General features: G+C 66.8%; 14 protein-coding genes. 5 read left to right on the top strand and 9 right to left on the bottom strand.

The window, feature by feature from the left end; all coding sequences use genetic code 11:
* Positions 1–34: 34 nt before the first annotated feature.
* The 3 genes from infB to nusA all read right to left on the bottom strand — a co-directional run bounded on the left by infB (position 35) and on the right by nusA (position 4403).
* Complete coding sequence (gene infB, locus ACY48M_RS08140; RefSeq protein WP_462819764.1) at positions 35–2731, bottom strand: translation initiation factor IF-2; 2697 nt, start codon at positions 2729–2731, stop codon at positions 35–37.
* A gap of 121 nt (positions 2732–2852) precedes the next feature.
* Complete coding sequence (locus tag ACY48M_RS08135) at positions 2853–3131, bottom strand: YlxR family protein (RefSeq protein WP_462819763.1); 279 nt, start codon at positions 3129–3131, stop codon at positions 2853–2855.
* A 243-nt stretch (positions 3132–3374) separates the two neighbouring features.
* Entirely contained in the window at positions 3375–4403 is a 1029-nt protein-coding gene (gene nusA / locus ACY48M_RS08130; RefSeq protein WP_462819762.1) for a transcription termination factor NusA, read from the bottom strand.
* A gap of 142 nt (positions 4404–4545) precedes the next feature.
* Here nusA and ACY48M_RS08125 point away from each other — a divergent pair, with 142 nt between their 5' ends.
* From ACY48M_RS08125 to ACY48M_RS08115, 3 genes are all read left to right on the top strand, one after another.
* Positions 4546–6009 (top strand): alanine/glycine:cation symporter family protein, encoded by a 1464-nt coding sequence (locus tag ACY48M_RS08125; protein WP_462819761.1) that lies wholly within the window; start codon positions 4546–4548, stop codon positions 6007–6009.
* Between the two features lie 96 nt (positions 6010–6105).
* Positions 6106–6828 carry a glycosyltransferase family 2 protein gene (locus ACY48M_RS08120; RefSeq protein ID WP_462819760.1) on the top strand — a complete coding sequence of 241 codons (723 nt, stop codon included), beginning with the start codon at positions 6106–6108 and terminating at the stop codon, positions 6826–6828.
* Between the two features lie 17 nt (positions 6829–6845).
* The gene (locus ACY48M_RS08115) at positions 6846–7925 is read left to right on the top strand and encodes a lysylphosphatidylglycerol synthase transmembrane domain-containing protein (RefSeq protein WP_462819759.1); all 1080 of its coding nucleotides are present in this window, start codon (positions 6846–6848) and stop codon (positions 7923–7925) included.
* Here the strand turns inward: ACY48M_RS08115 and ACY48M_RS08110 are convergent.
* From ACY48M_RS08110 to ispG, 5 genes are all read right to left on the bottom strand, one after another.
* A complete protein-coding gene (locus ACY48M_RS08110; RefSeq protein ID WP_462819758.1) occupies positions 7922–9694 on the bottom strand; it encodes a proline--tRNA ligase in 1773 nt (590 codons plus the stop codon). The two genes, ACY48M_RS08115 and ACY48M_RS08110, sit on opposite strands and share 4 nt — an antisense overlap.
* Positions 9695–9704: 10 nt before the next feature.
* Positions 9705–10685 (bottom strand): NAD-dependent epimerase/dehydratase family protein, encoded by a 981-nt coding sequence (locus tag ACY48M_RS08105; protein ID WP_462819757.1) that lies wholly within the window; start codon positions 10683–10685, stop codon positions 9705–9707.
* Entirely contained in the window at positions 10682–13411 is a 2730-nt protein-coding gene (locus ACY48M_RS08100; protein ID WP_462819895.1) for an alpha/beta fold hydrolase, read from the bottom strand. Before ACY48M_RS08100 ends, ACY48M_RS08105 begins: the two co-directional genes overlap by 4 nt.
* A 20-nt stretch (positions 13412–13431) precedes the next feature.
* The gene (locus tag ACY48M_RS08095) at positions 13432–14394 is read right to left on the bottom strand and encodes a 3-oxoacyl-ACP synthase III (protein ID WP_462819894.1); all 963 of its coding nucleotides are present in this window, start codon (positions 14392–14394) and stop codon (positions 13432–13434) included.
* A gap of 166 nt (positions 14395–14560) precedes the next feature.
* Complete coding sequence (ispG, locus tag ACY48M_RS08090; protein ID WP_462819756.1) at positions 14561–15709, bottom strand: flavodoxin-dependent (E)-4-hydroxy-3-methylbut-2-enyl-diphosphate synthase; 1149 nt, start codon at positions 15707–15709, stop codon at positions 14561–14563.
* A 136-nt stretch (positions 15710–15845) separates the two neighbouring features.
* Between ispG and ACY48M_RS08085 the strand changes: the two genes are divergently transcribed.
* Complete coding sequence (locus ACY48M_RS08085; protein ID WP_462819755.1) at positions 15846–16931, top strand: class I SAM-dependent methyltransferase; 1086 nt, start codon at positions 15846–15848, stop codon at positions 16929–16931.
* A gap of 65 nt (positions 16932–16996) precedes the next feature.
* Positions 16997–18178, top strand: a complete 1182-nt coding sequence (locus ACY48M_RS08080; protein WP_462819754.1) for an acetyl-CoA C-acetyltransferase — start codon at positions 16997–16999, stop codon at positions 18176–18178.
* Between the two features lie 17 nt (positions 18179–18195).
* On the opposite strand, the gene ACY48M_RS08075 is transcribed toward ACY48M_RS08080, so the two are convergent.
* The gene (locus ACY48M_RS08075; RefSeq protein WP_462819753.1) at positions 18196–19524 is read right to left on the bottom strand and encodes a M50 family metallopeptidase; all 1329 of its coding nucleotides are present in this window, start codon (positions 19522–19524) and stop codon (positions 18196–18198) included.
* Positions 19525–19605: the final 81 nt, after the last annotated feature.

Genomic DNA, 19605 nt, shown 5'->3' with positions numbered 1-19605 from the left:
ATTACGCCCGGCGGCCCCCATCGCCGAAGCCCGACTATGTGCGGGGCTTCTCCTTCATTTCGATCGTCTCGATCTCGTCACCGATCTGAATGTCATTGAACTTGCCGAGACCGATACCGGCCTCGAAGTCCGTCTTGACCTCGGTGACGTCGTCTTTGAAGCGGCGCAGTGACTCGATGGCGAGGCCATCTGCCAGCACGACACCGTCGCGGATGACGCGAGCTTTGGCGTTTCGCGTGATCGTTCCCGACCGCACGATGACACCGGCGATGTTGCCGAACTTGGAGGAGCGGAACACCTCGCGGATCTCGGCGACACCCGACTGGACCTCTTCGAACTCCGGCTTGAGCATGCCCTTGAGCGAGCTCTCCACGTCGTCGAGGGCGTTGTAGATGACCGAGTAGAACCGCACATCGACACCCTCGCGGGCCGCACGCTCGCGGGCCTTCGGGTCGGGGCGCACGTTGAACCCGATGATGATCGCGTTGTCGATCGTCGCCAGGTTGACGTCGCTCTCCGTGACACCACCAACACCGCGGTGGATGATGCGCAGCTGCACCGAATCGTCGACCTCAATCTCCATGAGCGATTCTTCGAGCGCCTCGACGGCACCGGAGACGTCACCCTTGATGATGAGGTTGAGCGACTCGACCTTGCCATCTTCGAGGGCCTTCGTGAAGTCCTCGAGGCTGATGCGCTTGCGGCTGCGAGCGAGTGTCGCGTTGCGCTCGACCGCTTCACGCTTCTCAGCGATCTGGCGAGCCATGCGGTCGTCGTCGGTCACGATGAACGTGTCACCGGCGCGGGGCACCGAGGTAAGTCCGAGCACCGCAACGGGGCGGGCGGGGGTCGCCTGGGCGACCGTCTCACCGTTCTCGTCGAACATGGCTCGCACACGACCGTAGGCCGTTCCGGAGACGATGGGGTCTCCGACGCTCAGCGTTCCCGACTGAATGAGCACGGTTGCGACGGCACCGCGGCCCTTGTCGAGTCGGGCCTCGATCGCGACGCCACGAGCATCCTTGTTTGGGTTCGCCCTGAGGTCGAGCCCGGCGTCAGCCGTGAGGAGCACGGCGTCGAGCAGACGATCGATACCCACATGGTTGAGCGCGGACACGTCGACGAACATCGTGTCGCCGCCGTACTCCTCGGCAACGAGACCGAACTCGGTGAGCTGCTGGCGCACCTTGGCGGGGTTTGCCCCCTCCTTGTCGACCTTGTTCACCGCGACGACGATCGGCACGCCGGCCGACTGTGCATGGTTGAGTGCCTCGACCGTCTGCGGCATGATGCCGTCGTCGGCCGCGACCACGAGGATCGCGATGTCGGTGACCTGCGCACCACGGGCACGCATGGCCGTGAAGGCCTCGTGACCGGGGGTGTCGATGAAGGTGATCTTGCGCTCGATGCCCTCGTGCTCGGCGATAACCTGGTAGGCACCGATGTGCTGCGTGATGCCACCGGCCTCGCCGGCGCCGACGTTCTCGTTGCGGATCGCATCGAGGAGCTTCGTCTTACCGTGGTCGACGTGACCCATGACGGTCACGACGGGCGGACGCGCCACGAGCACGGATTCGTCCTCGTCCTCGAGCTCCTGGTCGAGGTCGATGTCGAAGCCCTCGAGGAGCTCCTTGTCTTCGTCTTCAGGCGACACGATCTGGATCTTGTAGCCGAGCTCGTCGCCGAGCACCTCGAAGGTTGCCTCATCGAGCGACTCCGTTGCCGTCGCCATCTCACCGAGGTGGAACAGCACGGTGACGAGGTTGCCGGGGCTCGCATCGATCTTGTCGGCGAAGTCCGTGATGGATGCACCGCGACGAAGCCGCACAACCGTGCTGCCGTCACCGCGGGGAACACTCACGCCACCAAGCGACGGGGCCTCCCGCAGCTCGAACTCGGCGCGCTTCGTGCGCTTCGACTTGCGCGCCTTGCTCTTGCCGCCACCGCGACCGAACGCACCGGCCGTGCCACCACCGGGGCCGCGACCGCGACCGCCACCACCGGCGGGACGGTTCGGGCCGAAGCCCGTGCCCGGTGCGCCACCAGGCGCACCACCGGGACGGAAGCCACCGGCACCAGCCGGACGACCAGCGCCACCCGCGCCACCGGGGCGAAAACCACCGGCACCGGCCGGACGACCAGCACCGGCAGGGCGCGGTCCACCCGGGCGCGGCGCACCGGGACGGGGCGCTGCTGGGCGCGGGATGTTGCTCGGGCTCGGAGGACGGGTGTTCATGCCCTGCGTGCTCGCATATGGGTTGTTGCCTGGGCGAGGCGCGCCGGGACGCGAAGCCCCTGGACGCTGCATACCCTGCGTGCTCGCGAAGGGGTTGTTGCCCGGACGTGCTGTACCGGGGCGGGGCGCCGACGACGCATCGTCGGAGGCCGGAGCCTCCTTCGGCGCTTCGGTGGGTGCCGCGGCGGGAGCCGGAGCGGGAGACTCAGCGGCCGGAGCCGGTGCCTCAGGCGCTGCCGGAGCCGCGGGGGCCGGAGCGGCCGGCTTCTCAGCCGTCGGCTTCGGCGCTGGCTTCGACGCTGGCGCCTTCTCCTCCTTGGCCGGGGCCTTCACGCCGTCGGCCTCGAGGGCGGCGCGCAGCTTGCGCGCCACAGGGGGTTCGATGCTCGAGGAGGGTCCCTTGACGAATTCGCCAAGCTCCTTCAACTTCTCGAGTGCTTGCTTGCTTTCAATGCCGAGTTCTGCTGCTATCTCGTGCACGCGTGGTTTCGCCACAATTCTCCTGTCTCGGGCCCTACCCCGGACGGGAGCAGGCCATTACATACGGACGGGTCTCATTTCGAGCCGCTCATTAGTTGTCACGCATTGTGTGTCACTGTTTCGTTCAGCCGTTTCGTTAGGGGGCCGCATGGGGCGGCTCCGACTGGTGAAGTGCAAGAACTGCCGGCAGCACCTTCGATGTGTCGAGCGCCTCAGAAACCCGGAGCGCCCGCCCGAAGGCCCGACGTTTGAGAGTTTTTTCGACGCACTCCACAGTGGGATGCACCCAGGCGCCACGACCGGTGAGGGAGGCGGAAGCATCCACCACTACGACGCCGCTGCGAGCCACACACCTCACAAGGGAGGAGGCGGATGCTCGCGTGCGACAGCCGAGGCACGTTCTTACGGGTTCCATACTACCCCTCGATGCTGGGCAGCGGCTGCCCTAACGTGTCGCCGATCAGTCTTCGAGGATGCTGTCCGGCTGGATGCTGCCCGATACGTCCAGCCTGCCGAACGCTGACGCGTCCGTCCGTGCTGCGCGCGCATCGCCATCCAGTCAGTCTTCGAGGATGCTGTCCGGCTGGATGCTGCCCGATACGTCCAGCCTGCCGAACGCTGACGCGTCCGTCCGTGCTGCGCGCGCATCGCCATCCAGTCAGTCTTCGAGGATGCTGTCCGGCTGGATGTCGATGCGCGCGCCCGTCAGCTTTGCTGCGAGACGGGCGTTCTGGCCCTCTTTGCCGATCGCGAGCGACAACTGGTAGTCGGGGACGAGGGCGCGAACCGCCTTCGTCGCCTGATCGATAACGAAGGAGGAGCTCACCTTCGCTGGCGAAAGCGCGTTCGCAACGAACGTCGCGAGGTCTGGTGAATAGTCGACGATGTCGATCTTCTCGTTGTTGAGTTCTGCAGTGACCGCGCGGACGCGCTGACCGAGTTCCCCGATGCAGGCACCCTTCGCATTGATGCCCGGCTCGTTCGCCTTCACCGCAATCTTCGTGCGATGCCCGGCCTCACGGGCGAGCGAGACGATCTCGACGATGCCGCTCGCGATCTCGGGAACTTCGAGCGCGAAGAGCTTGCGCACGAGCGAGGGATGCGTGCGCGAGACGGTGATCTGCGGGCCCTTGAGCCCCTTGCTCACGCTCGTGACATAGACGCGGAGTCGACGACCGTGCGCGTAGTCCTCGCCGGGCACCTGCTCCTCGGGAGGAAGGATCGCTTCGATCGTGCCAAGGTCGACATGGATCATCCGCGGATTCGGGCCCTGCTGCACTATGCCGGCGACAATGTCACCCTCGCGACCCTTGAACTCGCCGAGCACGGCATCGTCGGCGATATCGCGGAGGCGCTGGTTGATGACCTGCTTTGCCGCGAACGCCGCAATGCGGCCGAAGTCGCTCGGGCTGTCGACCGACTCACCAATGACGGTGCCCTCGTCGTCATACTCCGGCACGAACACCGTGACGTGACCCGTTTTGCGGTCGAGTTCGACCCGGGCGCGCGACACCTCGTGGAGGTCAGGCTTTGCACCCTGCTTGCCCTCGCCGGAGGCAGAATCGGTCGGCGCCGTGTGCTTGAGGTAGGCCGTGAGGATCGCCTGCTCGATGATCTGAACAAGCTCCTCGAAGGGAATCTCGCGTTCGCGTTCCATGAGCCGCAATACGCTCAAATCAATGTCCACCGAGGGCCTCCACTATTCAGATCTCTGCTCGCGCAACCACACGCAAGTCCTCGACTACGGTACCGGAGTCGCGCACGAATATCCGCCGAAGTGCAGAAGCATGCTTGCCTCATGACCCCCCTCCGGGGGTACTCTGAGCCGCATGGACGAGCTCGAGAGCATCATCGGTGCAGCCGGCGGCCAACTCTGGACCTGGGCGGTGCTCCCCGTGGTGGTGCTGCTCGGGCTGTACTTCACCTTCCGCACCGGAGTCGTGCAATTCAGACTCATCCCGCAGATGTTCCGCACGCTCACCGACAGGACGCCGACCGACGGGGCCGGGCGGGCGCAATCGGTGAGCGCATTCCAGGCCTTCACCATCTCGGCGGCCTCGCGCGTCGGTGTCGGCAACATCGCCGGCGTCGGCACCGCCATCGTCGTCGGCGGCCCCGGTGCCATCTTCTGGATGTGGACCATGGCCTTCATCGGCGGGGCCTCGAGCTTCGTGGAGTCCACCCTTGGGCAGCTCTACAAGACGAAAGACCAAGACGGATTCCGCGGCGGGCCCGCGTACTACATCGAGCGCGGCCTCGGCGCACGCTGGGCGGGCATCGTCTTCGCGGTCGTGCTCATCGTGTGCTTCCCCTTCGCCTTCAGCTCGCTCCAGGCCAACACCATCACGGCGACCGTGACATCGACGACCGGGAGCGAGGTCGCATGGCTACCATGGGTCATCGGCATTGTGCTCGCCCTGCTCACCGCCCTCGTCATCTTCGGCGGCGTTCGTCGCATCGCCAGCGTCACCCAGTCGCTCGTGCCCGCCATGGCGATCATCTACCTCATCCTCGGGCTCATCATCGTTGGCCTGAACTTCGGCGAAATCCCCCGCGTGTTCGGCGAGATCTATGCCGGTGCGTTCGGGTTCCAGCAGATCGCGGGCGGCGCGATCGGCACGATCATCCTCACGGGCGTGCAGCGTGGCATGTTCTCCAACGAGGCAGGCCTCGGTTCGGCGCCGAATGCCGGCGCGAGTGCCGCCGTGACCCACCCCGTGAAGCAGGGCCTCGTGCAGACCCTCGGCGTCTACTTCGACACCTTTCTCGTCTGCTCCATCACGGCCTTCATCATTCTCGTGACGTCACCAGACCTCGCGGGGCTCGAACGCGGCATCGGGCCGACACAGGATGCGCTTGTGAACTCCCTTGGATCGTGGGCGTCTGTCGCGCTCACGATCGTGATCTTCTTGCTCGCGTTCAGCTCGATCCTCGGCAACTACTACTACGGGTACTCGAACATCGAGTTCATCACGGGCAATCGCGCCGTGCTCATGGGCTATCGACTGCTCGCAGTCCTCGCCGTGCTCGGCGGCTCCGTCGCCTCCACCTCGCTCGTCTGGACAGCAGCCGACGGCATCATGGGGGTGATGGCACTCATCAACCTGATCGCGATCGGCCTGCTCTCTGGCATCGCGTTCAAGATGCTGAACAACTACAGCGAGCAGCGCAAGGCGGGCAAAGACCCCGTATTCACGCAGGACCAGGTTCCGGGGCTCAAGAACGTGGAGTTCTGGCAGGACGCCGACACCGTGACCGGTCCGATCGCCCTGCCGAAGGCGGCGAAGCGCTAGGACGTCCGCCGAGCGCCCGAAGCGATCACTCGCGCGCCCTGGCATAGAGTGGGATGCAGTGTGCCGCGCCCGCAGCTCGGCCGGATTGGAGCGTCGGTGGCCGCGTTGAGCGTCGTGATTCCCGTCTACAACGAGGCTGCGGTCATCCGCTCCTGTCTCGACGCCCTCGTGCATCAGGACCGCCCGCCCGAGCAGATCATCGTGGTCGACAACAACTCGACAGACGAGACGGTGGAGATCGCATCCAGCTATCGCACGGTCACAGTCATCTCCGAACAGCGCCAGGGGATCTCCTACGCTCGGACGAGCGGCTTCGACGCCGTGACCACCGAGATATTCGCGCGGATCGATGCCGATACCGTCGTCGCGCCAGGCTGGGCCGACACCATCCGACGCTCGTTCCACGATCAGCCACACCTCGATGCGATCGCAGGAGCCGCCGGCGTGTACGAGCTCTCGCCTCCGGGTCGCTTCTGGGTCACGTGGCACTACGCAGGGTTTCGGCGCTGGCACGAGCGAAGCATCGGCGTCAAGCCCATGATGTACGGGTTCAATTGTGCGTTGCGCACCACGGCGTGGCACAGGATTCGCGGGATCGTGAGCGTTGATGATGCCACCGTCAGCGAGGACGTCGACATCACGATCTCGCTGCTCACGACCGGGCACCAGATCGCCTATTGCCCTGAGCTCGTGGTGAAGTGTCGCCTTCTCCGTTCGCTCGTGTTCAAGAAGCTCTCGACGTACTACAACACCGACAGCCTGACCTTGGGCAAGCACGGGTATGGAAATCCCGCACGGCGGGCGGCACCGACCGGATGAGGTCGATTCGACTGTGGTTGAGCATCGCAACCGGCGTCATATTGGTGCTCATCATCGTGGGCGCCTGGCCGCAGATCAGCGATGCGATCGGGTACCTCGGCCAGGTGAATCTCTGGGTGCTCTCGCTGTTGCTCCCCGTGCAGTTCGCGAGCTATTTCGCTACGGGAGAGGCGCTCTTCTCATACCTTCGCGGGAGAGGCACGCTCATGGGGCTTCGCCCCCTCACGGCCGCACGAATGTCCCTCGAGTTCAATTTCGTCAACCATGTGTTGCCCAGTGGTGGTGCAGCAGGGTTCTCCTACACCGGCTGGAAACTCAGTCACTTCGGGGTCAGCGGCGGCAACTCGACGATGGCGCAGCTCATTCGCTTCGCGCTCACGTTCACCTCCTTCGTGTTGTTGCTCGCCGCGGCCCTCGTGTCGCTCGCCGTGACCGGCCGGGCGAACCTCCTCATCTGCCTCGTCAGCGGAGCGATCATCCTCGCGACGATCACCTCCATCACGCTCTTCCTGGTGCTGGCGGGGAGTGAGCGACGGCTCAAGGGCTTCTCCACTCGGATATCACGCCTCATCAACACCGTGGTGCGCCGCCTGACCTTCGGGAGGAAGGGGCAGCTCATCCCCGAGGCGACGATCAGTCGCTTCGCCCACGATCTGCACACGGACTACCTGGAGATGACGCGCGCACGGCGAGTGCTGATCGTGCCATTCCTCTGGTCCCTGGTGGCGAATCTCGCCGATATCGCGCTCTTCGCCGTCGCCTTCATCGCTCTCGGATACCCGCTCGATCCTGCCGTCGTGATGATCGCGTATGGACTCTCGAGCATCGTGAGCATCGTCATGATCACCCCGGGAGGTGCCGGCCTGTACGAGGCCGCGATGATCGGCTTCCTGTTGTCCGCGGGCGTCCCACCGGAAGTAGCGATCGCCGGGACACTGCTCGCGCGCATCGTCCTGCTCGCTGGCACGATCGTCTTCGGCTACATCTTCTATCAGTTGACGCTGCTGAAGCACGGGACGCGACCACCCCTGACGGGAGTGAAGAAACCGCGCAGCTGGAGCGCAGCGCCCGACGATTCGCCCTCGGACTCGCGCTAGACGCCGAGGGCGCGGTATGCCTCGACCAGAGCGGTGACCGGCGTGGGGGTCTTGACCCCCGTGCGACGATCCCAAAGTTCGACCGTGCCCTCAGCGGCACCCTTGCCGACCACCACGATGATGGGCACACCGAGCAACTCGGCATCGCCAAACTTGACGCCGGGTGAGACCTTGCGCCGATCATCGAAGAGCACATCGGCGCCGGTGGCCTCGAGCTCGCCGACCAACTGCTCGGCGACCCCGTACACCGTCTCATCCTTCGTCGCCGCGACAACGTGCACATCGAACGGCGCGACCGTTCGCGGCCAGATGAGCCCACGACCGTCGTTGTTTGCCTCGGCAATGGCCGCGAGCGCGCGCGTCACGCCGATGCCATACGACCCCATCGTGACGGTGACGAGCTTGCCGTTCTCGTCGAGCACCTTGAGTCCGAGCGCTTCGGCATACTTGCGGCCGAGCTGGAACACGTGCCCGAGCTCCATGCCACGGGCGAGCTCGACCGGCCCCGAACCATCCGGAGCCTCATCGCCCGCGCGGACCTCGGCGATGTCGGCGAGACCGTCGGCCGTAAAATCGCGACCCGCAACGAGGTTGAACACGTGTTGCTGGTCGACATTCGCCCCCGTGACCCACTGGGTGCCGTCGACGACGCGGGGGTCGAGGAGAAAACGGATGCCGGTGCTCGACGTTTCGCCGAGCACGGCGCCATCGGCAGACCACGGGCCGATATAGCCCTTGACGAGCAGCGGATGCTTCGCGAGCTCCGCCTCGGAGGCGGCATCCACCTCGGCCGGCGCGAACGCGACCTCGGCCCGCTTCAGGTCGACCTCGCGGTCGCCGGGGAGCGCCACGACGACGAGCTCGCGCGTGCCGTCGAGGTTCGTGAGTGAGAGCACGACGTTTTTGAGGGTGTCGGCCGCCGTCCACGGGCGGTCAGCGCGCGGGTGGCGCTCGTTGATGAGGGTCACGAGGGTGTCGATCGTGGGAGTGCCGGGCGAATCGAACACCTCGGCCGCGGCGAGGCCCTCGATCGGCAGCGCCGCGGGCGCGGTCGTCGTGAAGGCTTCGACGTTCGCGGCGTAGCCTGCCGCGGAGCGCACGAAGGTGTCTTCGCCCACAGGTGTCGGGTGCAAGAACTCTTCGCTGCGCGAGCCGCCCATCGCTCCAGCATCCGCCTTGACGATGACGACCTCGAGGCCGAGCCGCGCGAAGATGCGCTCGTAGGCGTCGCGCTGGGCCTGGTAGCTTGCGTCGAGCCCAGCGTCGGAGGCGTCGAACGAGTACGCGTCCTTCATCGAGAACTCGCGGCCGCGAAGGATGCCGGCGCGGGGCCGGGCCTCGTCGCGATACTTGTCCTGGATCTGGTAGATCGTCAGCGGCAGGTCCTTGTAGCTCGAATACAGGTCCTTCACGAGCAGCGTGAAGACCTCTTCGTGCGTCGGGGCGAGCAGGTAGTCGGCGTCTTTGCGGTCTTTTAGCCTGAAAAGGGCGTCGCCGTATTCCTCCCAGCGACCGCTCGCCTCATACGGTTCACGCGGCAGGAGCGCGGGAAAGAGCACCTCTTGGGCCCCGGCCGCGGCCATCTCCTCACGCACAACCTGCTCGACCTTACGACGCACCTTGAGCCCCAGCGGAAGCCAGGCGAAGATGCCGGGGGCCTGGCGACGGATATACCCGGCGCGCACGAGCAGGCGGTGGCTCGCGACCTCGGCGTCGACCGGATCTTCACGAAGGGTGCGGACAAAGAGCTGAGAGAGGCGTGTAGACACGAGAACTAACTTACTCGCGCGGCCGCCGACCGTATGACGCTGCGAGCCGTGCGAGCCCCTCATCAATCGTCACGGTGGGCGCCCAGTCGAGCGCGAGACGCGTGTCACGCTGGTCGAACCAGTGCGCTGTCGATAGCTGCTCGGCGAGAAACCGGGTCATGGGAGGTTCATCGGCACCGGGGCGTACCGCCCACAGCCCCTCGATCGCGAAGCCCGCGACCCGCGCCGCGGCGGCGGGCACCCTCCATCGCGGGGGCGTGACACCGGCAGCCCGGCAGATTCCCTCAAACAGTTCGGCGATCGTGCGGGGCTCACCATTTGTCACAACGAACGCTCGCCCGTGCGCCGACTCGGCCCTCTCGAGCGCCGCGACGACGGCGGATGCCGCGTTGTCGCGGTACGTCGTATCGATGAGTGCGGCGCCCGAGCCGAGCAGGGGAAGCCTGCCCTGGCGAGCCCGCTCCACAATCCGGCCGATGAGCTGTGTGTCACCGGGCCCCCACACGAGGTGCGGCCGCACCGCAACGACCGCGAAGTCGTCGGCATCGGCGGCGAGCGCCAGCAGCTCGCCGCGAGCCTTTGTGCGCGCGTAGTTGCCCCGAGCGTGTGCCGGGTCGGCTGCGCCAGCCCCCTCCCCCATGATCGCAGCGCCAGTGTGGGCAACCGAGGGTGAAGAGACCTGCACGAAGCGCGAGACACCGGCGCGACGCGCCGAGTCGAGCAGTCCGCGCGTGCCATCCACATTGACGGCAACGAACTCGGCGAGCGGGCCGGTCATCGACACCTTTGCTGCGAGATGCACCACCGCATCCACGCCAGCGGTCGCGCGGTCGCGAGCCGCCGCATCCGTGACACTGCCGAGCAGGTCGTCGGCACCGTCAACCCCGGACGGGCCGCGCTGGAAGGTGCGCACCTCGTGCCCAGCCGCGAGCATCGCCCTGGCCACATCGCCACCGAGCGCACCGCTGGCACCCGTCACGAGCACTCTCACGCCGGCCGCCGCATCCGCCCGCCAGCGAGCACCCCGTCGGCCCACGCCGCGAGGGCGGCCCGATCGATTTTGGAGTTGTGGCGAATATCGGTCGGCAGCTTCGGCACCAGCAGCACCGCGGCAATCGGCAGACCGGTGGTCTCGCGCACGACCGCCGCGAGATCGGCGCTCCCCACCCGGCACCGATGGATGGTGGGAGTGACTTCGGCCACAATGACGAGCTGTTGGGCACCGCGCGGGCCGACACCAACGGCAGCCGCGCGGGCGATCTCGGCGACGCGTTCGGCACCCTGCTCGATGCCGACAGGGGTGAGCACCGCATCGGCCGTCACGATCACGTGCGGCAGTCGGCCCTCGACCCACAGCCGGCCCTCTGTGTCGAGGTGACCGACGTCGCCCGTGCGATGCCAGCGACCCGACTCCGTCGCCTCCGGCACTTCGCTCGCGATCTGGGTGGCCCAGAGCCGGTCGTAGTGGTCTTTGAGGTGTGGGGCCGAGACCACAATCTCACCCGTCACCCCCGGCCGCTCGCTCGGTAGCCCCGTCGCCGCGCCGTGCTCATCGAGGGCGCTGATGCGCACCCTGGCTGCTGCGGTTGGCACACCGACACAGACGCCGCCAGCATTGCCGCCACCACCGCCAGCACCGCCGACCTCGGATGCTGCGTGGATGCCGTCGAGCGTGATGTCAGTGAGCAGCAGGCCCTCCGTCATGCCGTAGGGGGTGTGGATCGTCGCGGCGGGCACGAGCCGCGATACGCGGTCGAGCAGCGGCGCCGAGAGCGGGGCACCGGCCGAGAGCAGCGTCGAGACGCGAGCGAGCGCCTCCCGCTGGCCGGCGTCGAGGCGGTCTGAGGTCCTGAGCACGCTCGCAAGCGCCGCCGGCGACGCAAAGACGATGCGCGCATCGACGGCGACGACGGCATCGGCGACTGCCGCGGCCGTGAGGGTTGCGGGCGCCGTGACATCCATATCCGGCGTCGCCGAGGTCGCGCCGAGCGCAGGACCCAGCAGCGCAAACGGGGCGAAGCCCGCCACGAGCCCCGTGCCTGGGGTCACGTCGTACTGTTCGCGCAGCACGGCGGCCAGCGCTGAGAGTTGCCCGTGCGTGTAGGCGACACCCTTGGGCGGCCCCGTTGACCCCGAAGTGAACAGGATGGCGGCGAGGTCACCCGGCGATGGCGCTGCCGGCAACCGCGGGTCGCTCCGGCCGAGCTGCGCCAACTCGCTGAGGCTCGCCCTCACGCCGAGGGCCCTCGCGACCGGTGCACTGAGGCGGCGAGTCGAAAACTTCTGACCGGGCCATCCGAGCGCCCGCGCGGCAACGAGGGCCTTCTCGATGCCGATCACATGGTCGGGGCGCGAGCCCTGCACCGCCCGCCCGAGCGCAGCAACCCCCAAACCAGCATCGGCGACGACAACGATCGCGCCAATGCGCAGGCATGCGTAGAGCACCGCGGTCAGGTCGGCACCTGCCGGCACCAGCACCGACACCCGGTCACCACGGCGCACACCGTGCGCCGTGAGGCCCGCCGCAAGCTCATCGACCCGGCGTGCCAGCAACCGCCAACTCACCGTGCGCGGGCCGCGTCGACCGCGCGGCGCCAGCTCCACGAGCGCGGCCCCGCCACTCTCGCGGAGGGAGTCGAGCATCGACCAGAGCGGCGGATGCTGCCACTTCGCAGGGCTGTCTTCTGGGGCGTTCGCTGGAGCGTTCTCTGGCGCATTTTCTGACGCGATCCCTGGAGCATGTGACGCCACGGCCGCGGCGCGCTCGAGCACTCGCGCGGAGGCGAGCCAGTGGAGCACCGTCGGAGCATACTCGCGGTCTTCAGCGACGAGGTGGCCGGCCCCCTCGAAGCGATGAACGTCGGCGTGCGGCATCCGCTCGAGCAGATCGGCCAGGTAGCGATCGCTGAAGATCGGATCACGTGGCCCCCACAGGAACAGCGCGGGAACCTCGAGCGAACGCACCCCCTCGGCGATGCGCTCAAGCTCACTGAAGCTCGCGTGCCGAGCATCGACCGGAATGTCGGCGACAAAATCGCCAATTCCACGGCGCAGGGCGGCGCTGCCGTACGGGGCCGCATACGCCGCCCGAACATCGTTCGGCAGACGCGGATGCGCGAGCCCAAGCGTGACGGCGAGAAACGCCGGGGACTGCACCGTGCTCGACCGCAGCAGCGGTCGCTGCAATGCCAGGCGCAAGGGAGCCGGAATCGGGGTGCCGTCGGGTTGGTGCACGGCGGTGTTGAGCGACATCACGCCAGCAAGCAGCTCGGGGTGGTCGACGGCCCAGCCGAGCGCGATCACCCCGCCCCAGTCATGCCCGAGCGTGACAACCGGCCCAGCAAGACCGAGCGCGTCGGTGAGGTCACCGAGGTCGGCGACGCGATCGGCAAGCCGCCGCGGTGTTCCGGTGCGCTCCGAAAACCCCATCTCAAGCTGATCGACCGCGATGACCCGCCATGCCTCGCTGCCGGATGCCGCGGCATCCGTCGCCGCCGACACGAGCGCGCGCCACAGATACGACCAGGTCGGATTGCCGTGCACGCACAGAATCGTGCCGACCGGCGTGACCCCGAGCTGCTCGAGGCGCTGAGCGTTGTCGAGCACATGCCAGGTGTGCAATTCGGCGTGATGGTCGGCCCGCGACGATGCCGTGACGAGCCGAGAGAACGAAGGGTCAAGGCCCGGCAAACCGCTCGGCGGAAGCGCGGCCGGCATCCGCCCGGCCTCGGTGCGACTCACCAGGCGATCTCGGTCATCGCGGTGTTGAGGCCGGAGCCAACGCCCATGCACAACACGCGGTCGCCGCGGCGCAGCTGCGGGGCCTCCATCGCGAGCGTGATCGGAAGCGATGCGGGGCCGACATTGCCGAGCGTCGGATACGTCACAGGCACCCTGGCACGGTCAAGCTTCGCGGCCTTGATGATGCCGCCAGTGTGCACGGCAGACACCTGATGCGTGATGTAGCGGTCCATGTTTGACCAGTCCCACTCGCGCTTCGCCTCGTTCCACGCATCCATCACGAGCTCCATGCCGCTCGCGAGCAATCGCTTCGCATCGGTGAACATGCCCTTGACGTCGCCGACGCAGAGATTGTGGTGCTCGGTAGCGGAGCGGGTGATGCCGCCAAGGATGCGGTGCCCCTCAGGGTGCAGATCGCTCGGGCCGAGCACGGCCGCAGCGGCGCCGGAGCCGAGCGTGAGACTTGCAAACTCCTCCACGAACTCCGCCTTCGTCAGCTCCGAGCCGGAGAGACGCTCGAGTGTGTTGACGTGCAGTTCGTCGGCGTCTTCACCATCCACGATGACCGCGTACTTGATCTGGCCAGACTCAATCAGCTGGGCCGCAAGCGTCATGCCGTTGACAAACCCGAGGCACGCGTTCGTGATGTCAAAGTTCAACGCCGACGACGGCAGCCCGAGGCCGTGGTGGATGCTCACCGCGACCGACGGCTCCAAATGTTTGCGGGTCACCGAGGTGTTGATCATGAGGCCCACCTCGGAGCGGTCGACCCCCGCCTCATCGAGGGCGCGGGATGCCGCATCCGTCGCCGCCTCGGCGAAGTTCATGCTCGAATCCCACTGCCGTCGCTCAAGCACGCCAGCGACCCGCTGCAACAGCCCCCTCGGCAGATGCAGTCGGCGCAGCGACGCGCTCAGGCGGTCGTCGATCTGCTCTGACGTCACCACGATTGGCGCCATCGTCGTGGCAACCGCCAAGAGAGACGTATTCTCGTGGCGGAATGTGGCATTGCCCCGGATGGCGGTCACAGGATGGCCTTTCGCGGAGTGCTGCTCATATCGGTCGACGTTATGTCGAGCCGCCTCAAAGTTTGCTGGACGTCACCTGAGCGAAACACGATGCGGGCTACGCCGTCACAACCTGAGGGGTGCCGGACTCGCTCGCTGGCATGTCTGCCGCGAGTCGGCCAGCCTCCTCGATGAGGGTTGCAACGATCTCCGACTCCGGCACGGTCTTGATGACCTCTCCCTTGACGAAGATCTGCCCTTTGCCGTTGCCTGACGCGACACCGAGATCGGCCTCGCGGGCCTCACCCGGGCCGTTCACGACACAGCCCATGACCGCGACGCGAAGGGGAACTGTCACATGCTTGAGCCCCTCGGTGACCTCTTCAGCGAGCGTGTAGACGTCTACCTGGGCTCGGCCGCAGCTCGGGCACGACACAATCTCAAGCTTGCGCTCGCGCAGGTTGAGCGACTGCAGAATCTGCAACCCGACCTTGACCTCCTCGACGGGAGGGGCGCTGAGCGACACCCGAATCGTGTCGCCGATGCCCTCCGAGAGGAGAATGCCGAACGCGGTCGCCGACTTAATGGTGCCCTGGAACGCCGGGCCAGCCTCCGTGACGCCGAGATGCAGCGGCCAGTCGCCGCGCTCCGCAAGGAGGCGGTAGGCCTTCACCATGATGACGGGGTCGTTGTGCTTGACCGAAATCTTGAAATCGTGGAAGTCGTGCTCCTCAAAGAGACTCGCCTCCCAGACCGCACTCTCGACGAGCGCCTCCGGCGTCGCCTTGCCATACTTCTGCAGCAGCCGGGGGTCGAGCGAACCGGCATTGACACCGATGCGGATGCTCACACCCGCCTCCTTCGCCCGCTTCGCGATCTCGCCCACCTGGTCATCAAACTTGCGGATATTCCCAGGGTTCACGCGCACCGCGCCGACGCCAGCATCGATTGCCGAATACACGTAGCGGGGCTGAAAGTGGATGTCGGCGATCACCGGGATCTGGCTCTTCTTCGCAATGATCTTGAGCGCATCCGCGTCATCCTGATGCGGCACGGCGACCCGAACAATGTCGCACCCGGACGCCGTGAGTTCGGCGATCTGCTGCAGTGTCGCATTGATGTTCGTGGTCTGCGTCGTCGTCATCGACTGCACGCTCACGCGGGCGTCGCCGCCGACCAGCACGTTGCCGACCGCAAGCTGACGAGTCTTGCGGCGCGGAGCGAGGATTTCGGGGATTCTCGGCATTCCGAGGTTGATGGCAGCCACGGGCTAAGTCTACGCGCGGTGCGCCTGAGCGACCGCCGACCTGAGGGTTTGCTCAATACCGCCCCGGTGTGGCCTGAGAGCGAGTAGTTTGCTGCCACAGCGCCGCTCGACCCGACGACGCCAGCGAGGAGGCATCATGTCTGCGAGCGTCGACCAGTTCGCAGAGCGTGTCTTCGACGCCGCGCTCGGTGCCATCGACATCTATGCCGTGCACATCGGCGATCGACTCGGGTACTACCGCATTCTCGCGGGCGGGCGGGCGCTCACCTCTGCGGAGCTCGCCGCAGCATCCGAAACCTCCGAGCGGTATGTGCGGGAGTGGCTCCAACAGCAAGCGACAAGCGGAATCCTCGAGGTCGACTTCGCCGATGATGGCGAACGCTACAGCCTTCCAACTGCGCACGCCGAGGTGCTCACCGATCCCACGAGCAGCGCCTATCTCGCACCGCTCGCGCGAATGCTCACGACGGCCGGCGCAAAGATCGACGCAATCGTCGAGGCCCACCGCACGGGAGGCGGGGTGTCGTGGGACGCGTTCGGGCCCGGCATGCGTGAGAGCCAGTCCGACATGAACCGCCCGTACTTCGAGAATGACCTCGCCGGGGTGCTCGCCGAGATCCCGCACCTTCACGAACGGTTGTCGCGTCCTGGCGCGAGAGTTGCCGATATCGGATGCGGCGGCGGTTGGTCGTCGATCGCCATCGCGAAGGCCTACCCGCACTCGGTCGTGCGCGGCTTCGACATCGATGAGCCATCTATCGCCATGGCGCGCGAGAACGCCGTCGTGGCGTCGCTCGACGATCGCGTGTCGTTCATCGCGGGCGACGCCGGCAGCGCTCCTGCTTCGACGGCAGGCACAGACACCGGCACAGACGGCCCGTTCGACGTAGTCTTCGCCTTCGAATGCGTGCACGACATGCCCCAGCCAGTTCCGGTGCTCCGGGCGATGCGTCGGCTGGCGGGAGACGACGGCATCGTGATCGTCATGGACGAAGCGGTCGGCGAAGAGTTCACGGGCCGCGGTGACGAGACCGAGCGCCTCATGTACGGCTTCAGCCTGCTCGTCTGCTTGCCGGACGGGCTCTCCTCCGCGCCATCCGTCGGCACCGGGACTGTCATGCGACCATCGCTCCTCAGTTCTTATGCAATCGAGGCGGGATTCGGCGGGATGCTCGCCCACGCCGATTCCGGATTCTTCCGCTTCTACGAACTCACCAATTGACCTCGCGCCCCGGCGGCGCTTGATACTGTCGAAGCGCCACCGCCGCACGCCGAGGAGCTCCGCACATGCCCAATGATGTTGTCATCGTCGCCGCCGCCCGCACCCCTCAGGGCCGCATCCTCGGCCAGCTCGCACCGCTCACCGCCGTGCAACTCGGCACGGTCGCCGTCTCCGCCGCCATCGCGCGATCGGGACTCGCAGCGGATGCCGTGGAGGCCGTCATCTTCGGCCAGGTGCTCCAGGCGGGTGCTGGGCAGAACCCCGCGCGGCAGACCGCGATCGCCGCCGGCATCGGCTGGGACGTGCCCGCCGTCACCGTGAACAAAGTGTGCCTCTCGGGCCTGCACGCCATCATCGACGGCGCCCGGCTCATCCGTCTCGGAGAAGCCGACGTCGTCGTCGCGGGTGGCCAAGAGTCGATGACAAACGCGCCGCACGTGCTGCCCGGATCACGCAAAGGCTGGACCTACGGCAGCATGAGCGCGGTCGACAGCGCGGCACACGACGGACTCACCGACGCCTTCGACAACGAATCGATGGGGCTCTCGACCGAGCGGCACAACGGCCGGCTCGGTCTCACTCGCGCCGAACAGGATGAGGTTGCGGCGGGCTCGCACCAGCGGGCCGCCGCCGCGCAGAGCGCTGGTCGCTTCGCCGCCGAAATCGCACCGGTCGAGATTCCCGGCCGCAAAGGCGACGTCACCCTCGTCACGGAAGACCAGGGCGTGCGCGGCGACAGCACGGCCGACACCCTCGCTCGCCTGCGCCCGGCGTTCACCGACGACGGCACCATCACGGCAGGCAACTCCTCCCCACTGAGCGACGGTGCCGCCGCCGTCGTGCTCACGAGCCGCGCCTACGCGGAACAGCACGGCCTCACCGTGCTCGCCGTCGTCGGGGCGTCTGGTCAGACGGCCGGCCCCGACAATTCGCTGCACTCTCAACCATCGCGTGCAATCGCGTCGGCACTCGGCAAAGCCGGGTGGGCGGCATCCGACCTCGACCACATCGAAATCAATGAGGCATTTGCTGCCGTCTCGGTGCAATCGATGCGTGACCTCGGTCTCGACCCTGCGCGAGTGAACCCGCACGGTGGGGCGATCGCGCTCGGCCACCCCATCGGCGCATCCGGGGCGCGGCTCGTCGTGCACGCGGCGCACGAACTCGCGCGGCGCGGCAGCGGCAGAGCTGCCGTCGCCCTCTGCGGTGGGGGCGGCCAAGGCGATGCGCTCCTGTTGAGCCTGTAGCGGCGCCGAGCAGCGCCCTAGAACAGGCTGATGGGCTTGACGATGTCCGCGTAGATGAGCAGGGCGCTCATGCCGCCGAGCAGAATGACGACCGTCAGGGTGAGCGGGATGAGCTTCGCGGTATCGACGGGGCCGGGGTCACGTCGGCCGAACAGTTTGGCGAGGCGACGCCGCAGCCCCTCCCACAGCGCGCCGGCAATGTGCCCGCCGTCGAGCGGCATGAGCGGCACCAGGTTGAAAACAAAAAGGGCGACATTGACGGAGGCGACAAGGCCCAGAAGATAACTCACGCGCTCGAGCACCGGAATCGTGTCGATGCTCGTGATCTCCCCGGCGATGCGACCGACACCGACCACCGAGAGTGGCCCATTGGGGTCGCGCTCCTCCGTGCCGAATGCGGCCTCGGCGACATCGATGAGGCGCTGCGGCAGGTTCAGGATGACCTCCGTCACCGCGACCGTATTCTCCCAGACCTGCGGGAACGCATCGGTGACGGGCTGCGGCGTGAGCTGGTAGGCGGCGCTGATGCCGACCATGCCCACGTCCTCCGTGAGAAGCTCGCCGTCGGCACCTTCGATGGCGACACCGTCGTCGTCGTAGACGTAGCGTTCCGTCAGCAGCGGGGTGATCTCGAGCTCATGCTCAGTGCCATCGCGCTCCACAACAAGCTCGAGCGTGATGCCGGGTGACGCACGGAAGATCGCACTCGCAGACTCCCACGACTCCACCTGCTCGCCGTCAATACTGACGAGACGGTCGCCCGGCAGCACACCTGCCTCTGCCGCTGGGGCAAGCGGGTCATCCGCCGCGCACTCCTGCTGCTCACTGCTCGCCGCAACGACACATTCGCTCACCGTGCCGATCGTGGTGCTCGGCTGCTGAACACCGATCCCACCGAGCACGATCATGAACAGCACCGTCGCGATGACGAGGTTCATGAACGGCCCGCCGAGCATGATGACAACACGCTTCCACACCGGCAGGCGGTAGAAGGCCCGCTCATCCTCGCCCGGCGCGATAGTGTCGGCGCTCGCATCGCGCGCATCCTGCACGAGGGTCTGGAAGAAGCCAGTGCTCGCCGCGCGACCGTGCTCTTCGCCCTTGACGGGCGGATACATTCCCGACATGGAGATGTAGCCCCCGAGCGGGAGCGCCTTCACCCCGTACTCCGTCTCGCCGCGCCGGCGCGACCAGAGGGTTGGCCCGAAGCCGATCATGAACTGGCCCACCCGCACACCAAAGAGCTTCGCTGGCACGAGATGGCCGATCTCGTGGAGCGCGATCGACACCGCGAGGCCGATGACGATGACCAGAATGCCGACGACGTACAGGAGGACTGATTCCACCGGCAAAGAATAGCGGTGTCACTCCCTGTGGAAGCTGCATGCCTGCCGAGCACGGGGCCTCCCCCTGTGGACAGACTGAGA

The organism is Homoserinimonas flava (assembly GCF_054969005.1).
Note: the sequence above shows the minus strand (reverse complement) of the source record. Positions and strands in the feature narration are given on the sequence as shown.

Bases quoted from the DNA above. Each gene is read 5' to 3' on its own strand.
- ACY48M_RS08135 (WP_462819763.1), bottom strand. From the start codon at position 3,131: ATGGAACCCGTAAGAACGTGCCTCGGCTGTCGCACGCGAGCATCCGCC.
- ACY48M_RS08125 (WP_462819761.1), top strand. From the start codon at position 4,546: ATGGACGAGCTCGAGAGCATCATCGGTGCAGCCGGCGGCCAACTCTGG.
- ACY48M_RS08100 (WP_462819895.1), bottom strand. From the start codon at position 13,411: ATGCCGGCCGCGCTTCCGCCGAGCGGTTTGCCGGGCCTTGACCCTTCG.
- ACY48M_RS08095 (WP_462819894.1), bottom strand. From the start codon at position 14,394: ATGGCGCCAATCGTGGTGACGTCAGAGCAGATCGACGACCGCCTGAGC.
- ACY48M_RS08085 (WP_462819755.1), top strand. From the start codon at position 15,846: ATGTCTGCGAGCGTCGACCAGTTCGCAGAGCGTGTCTTCGACGCCGCG.
- ACY48M_RS08080 (WP_462819754.1), top strand. From the start codon at position 16,997: ATGCCCAATGATGTTGTCATCGTCGCCGCCGCCCGCACCCCTCAGGGC.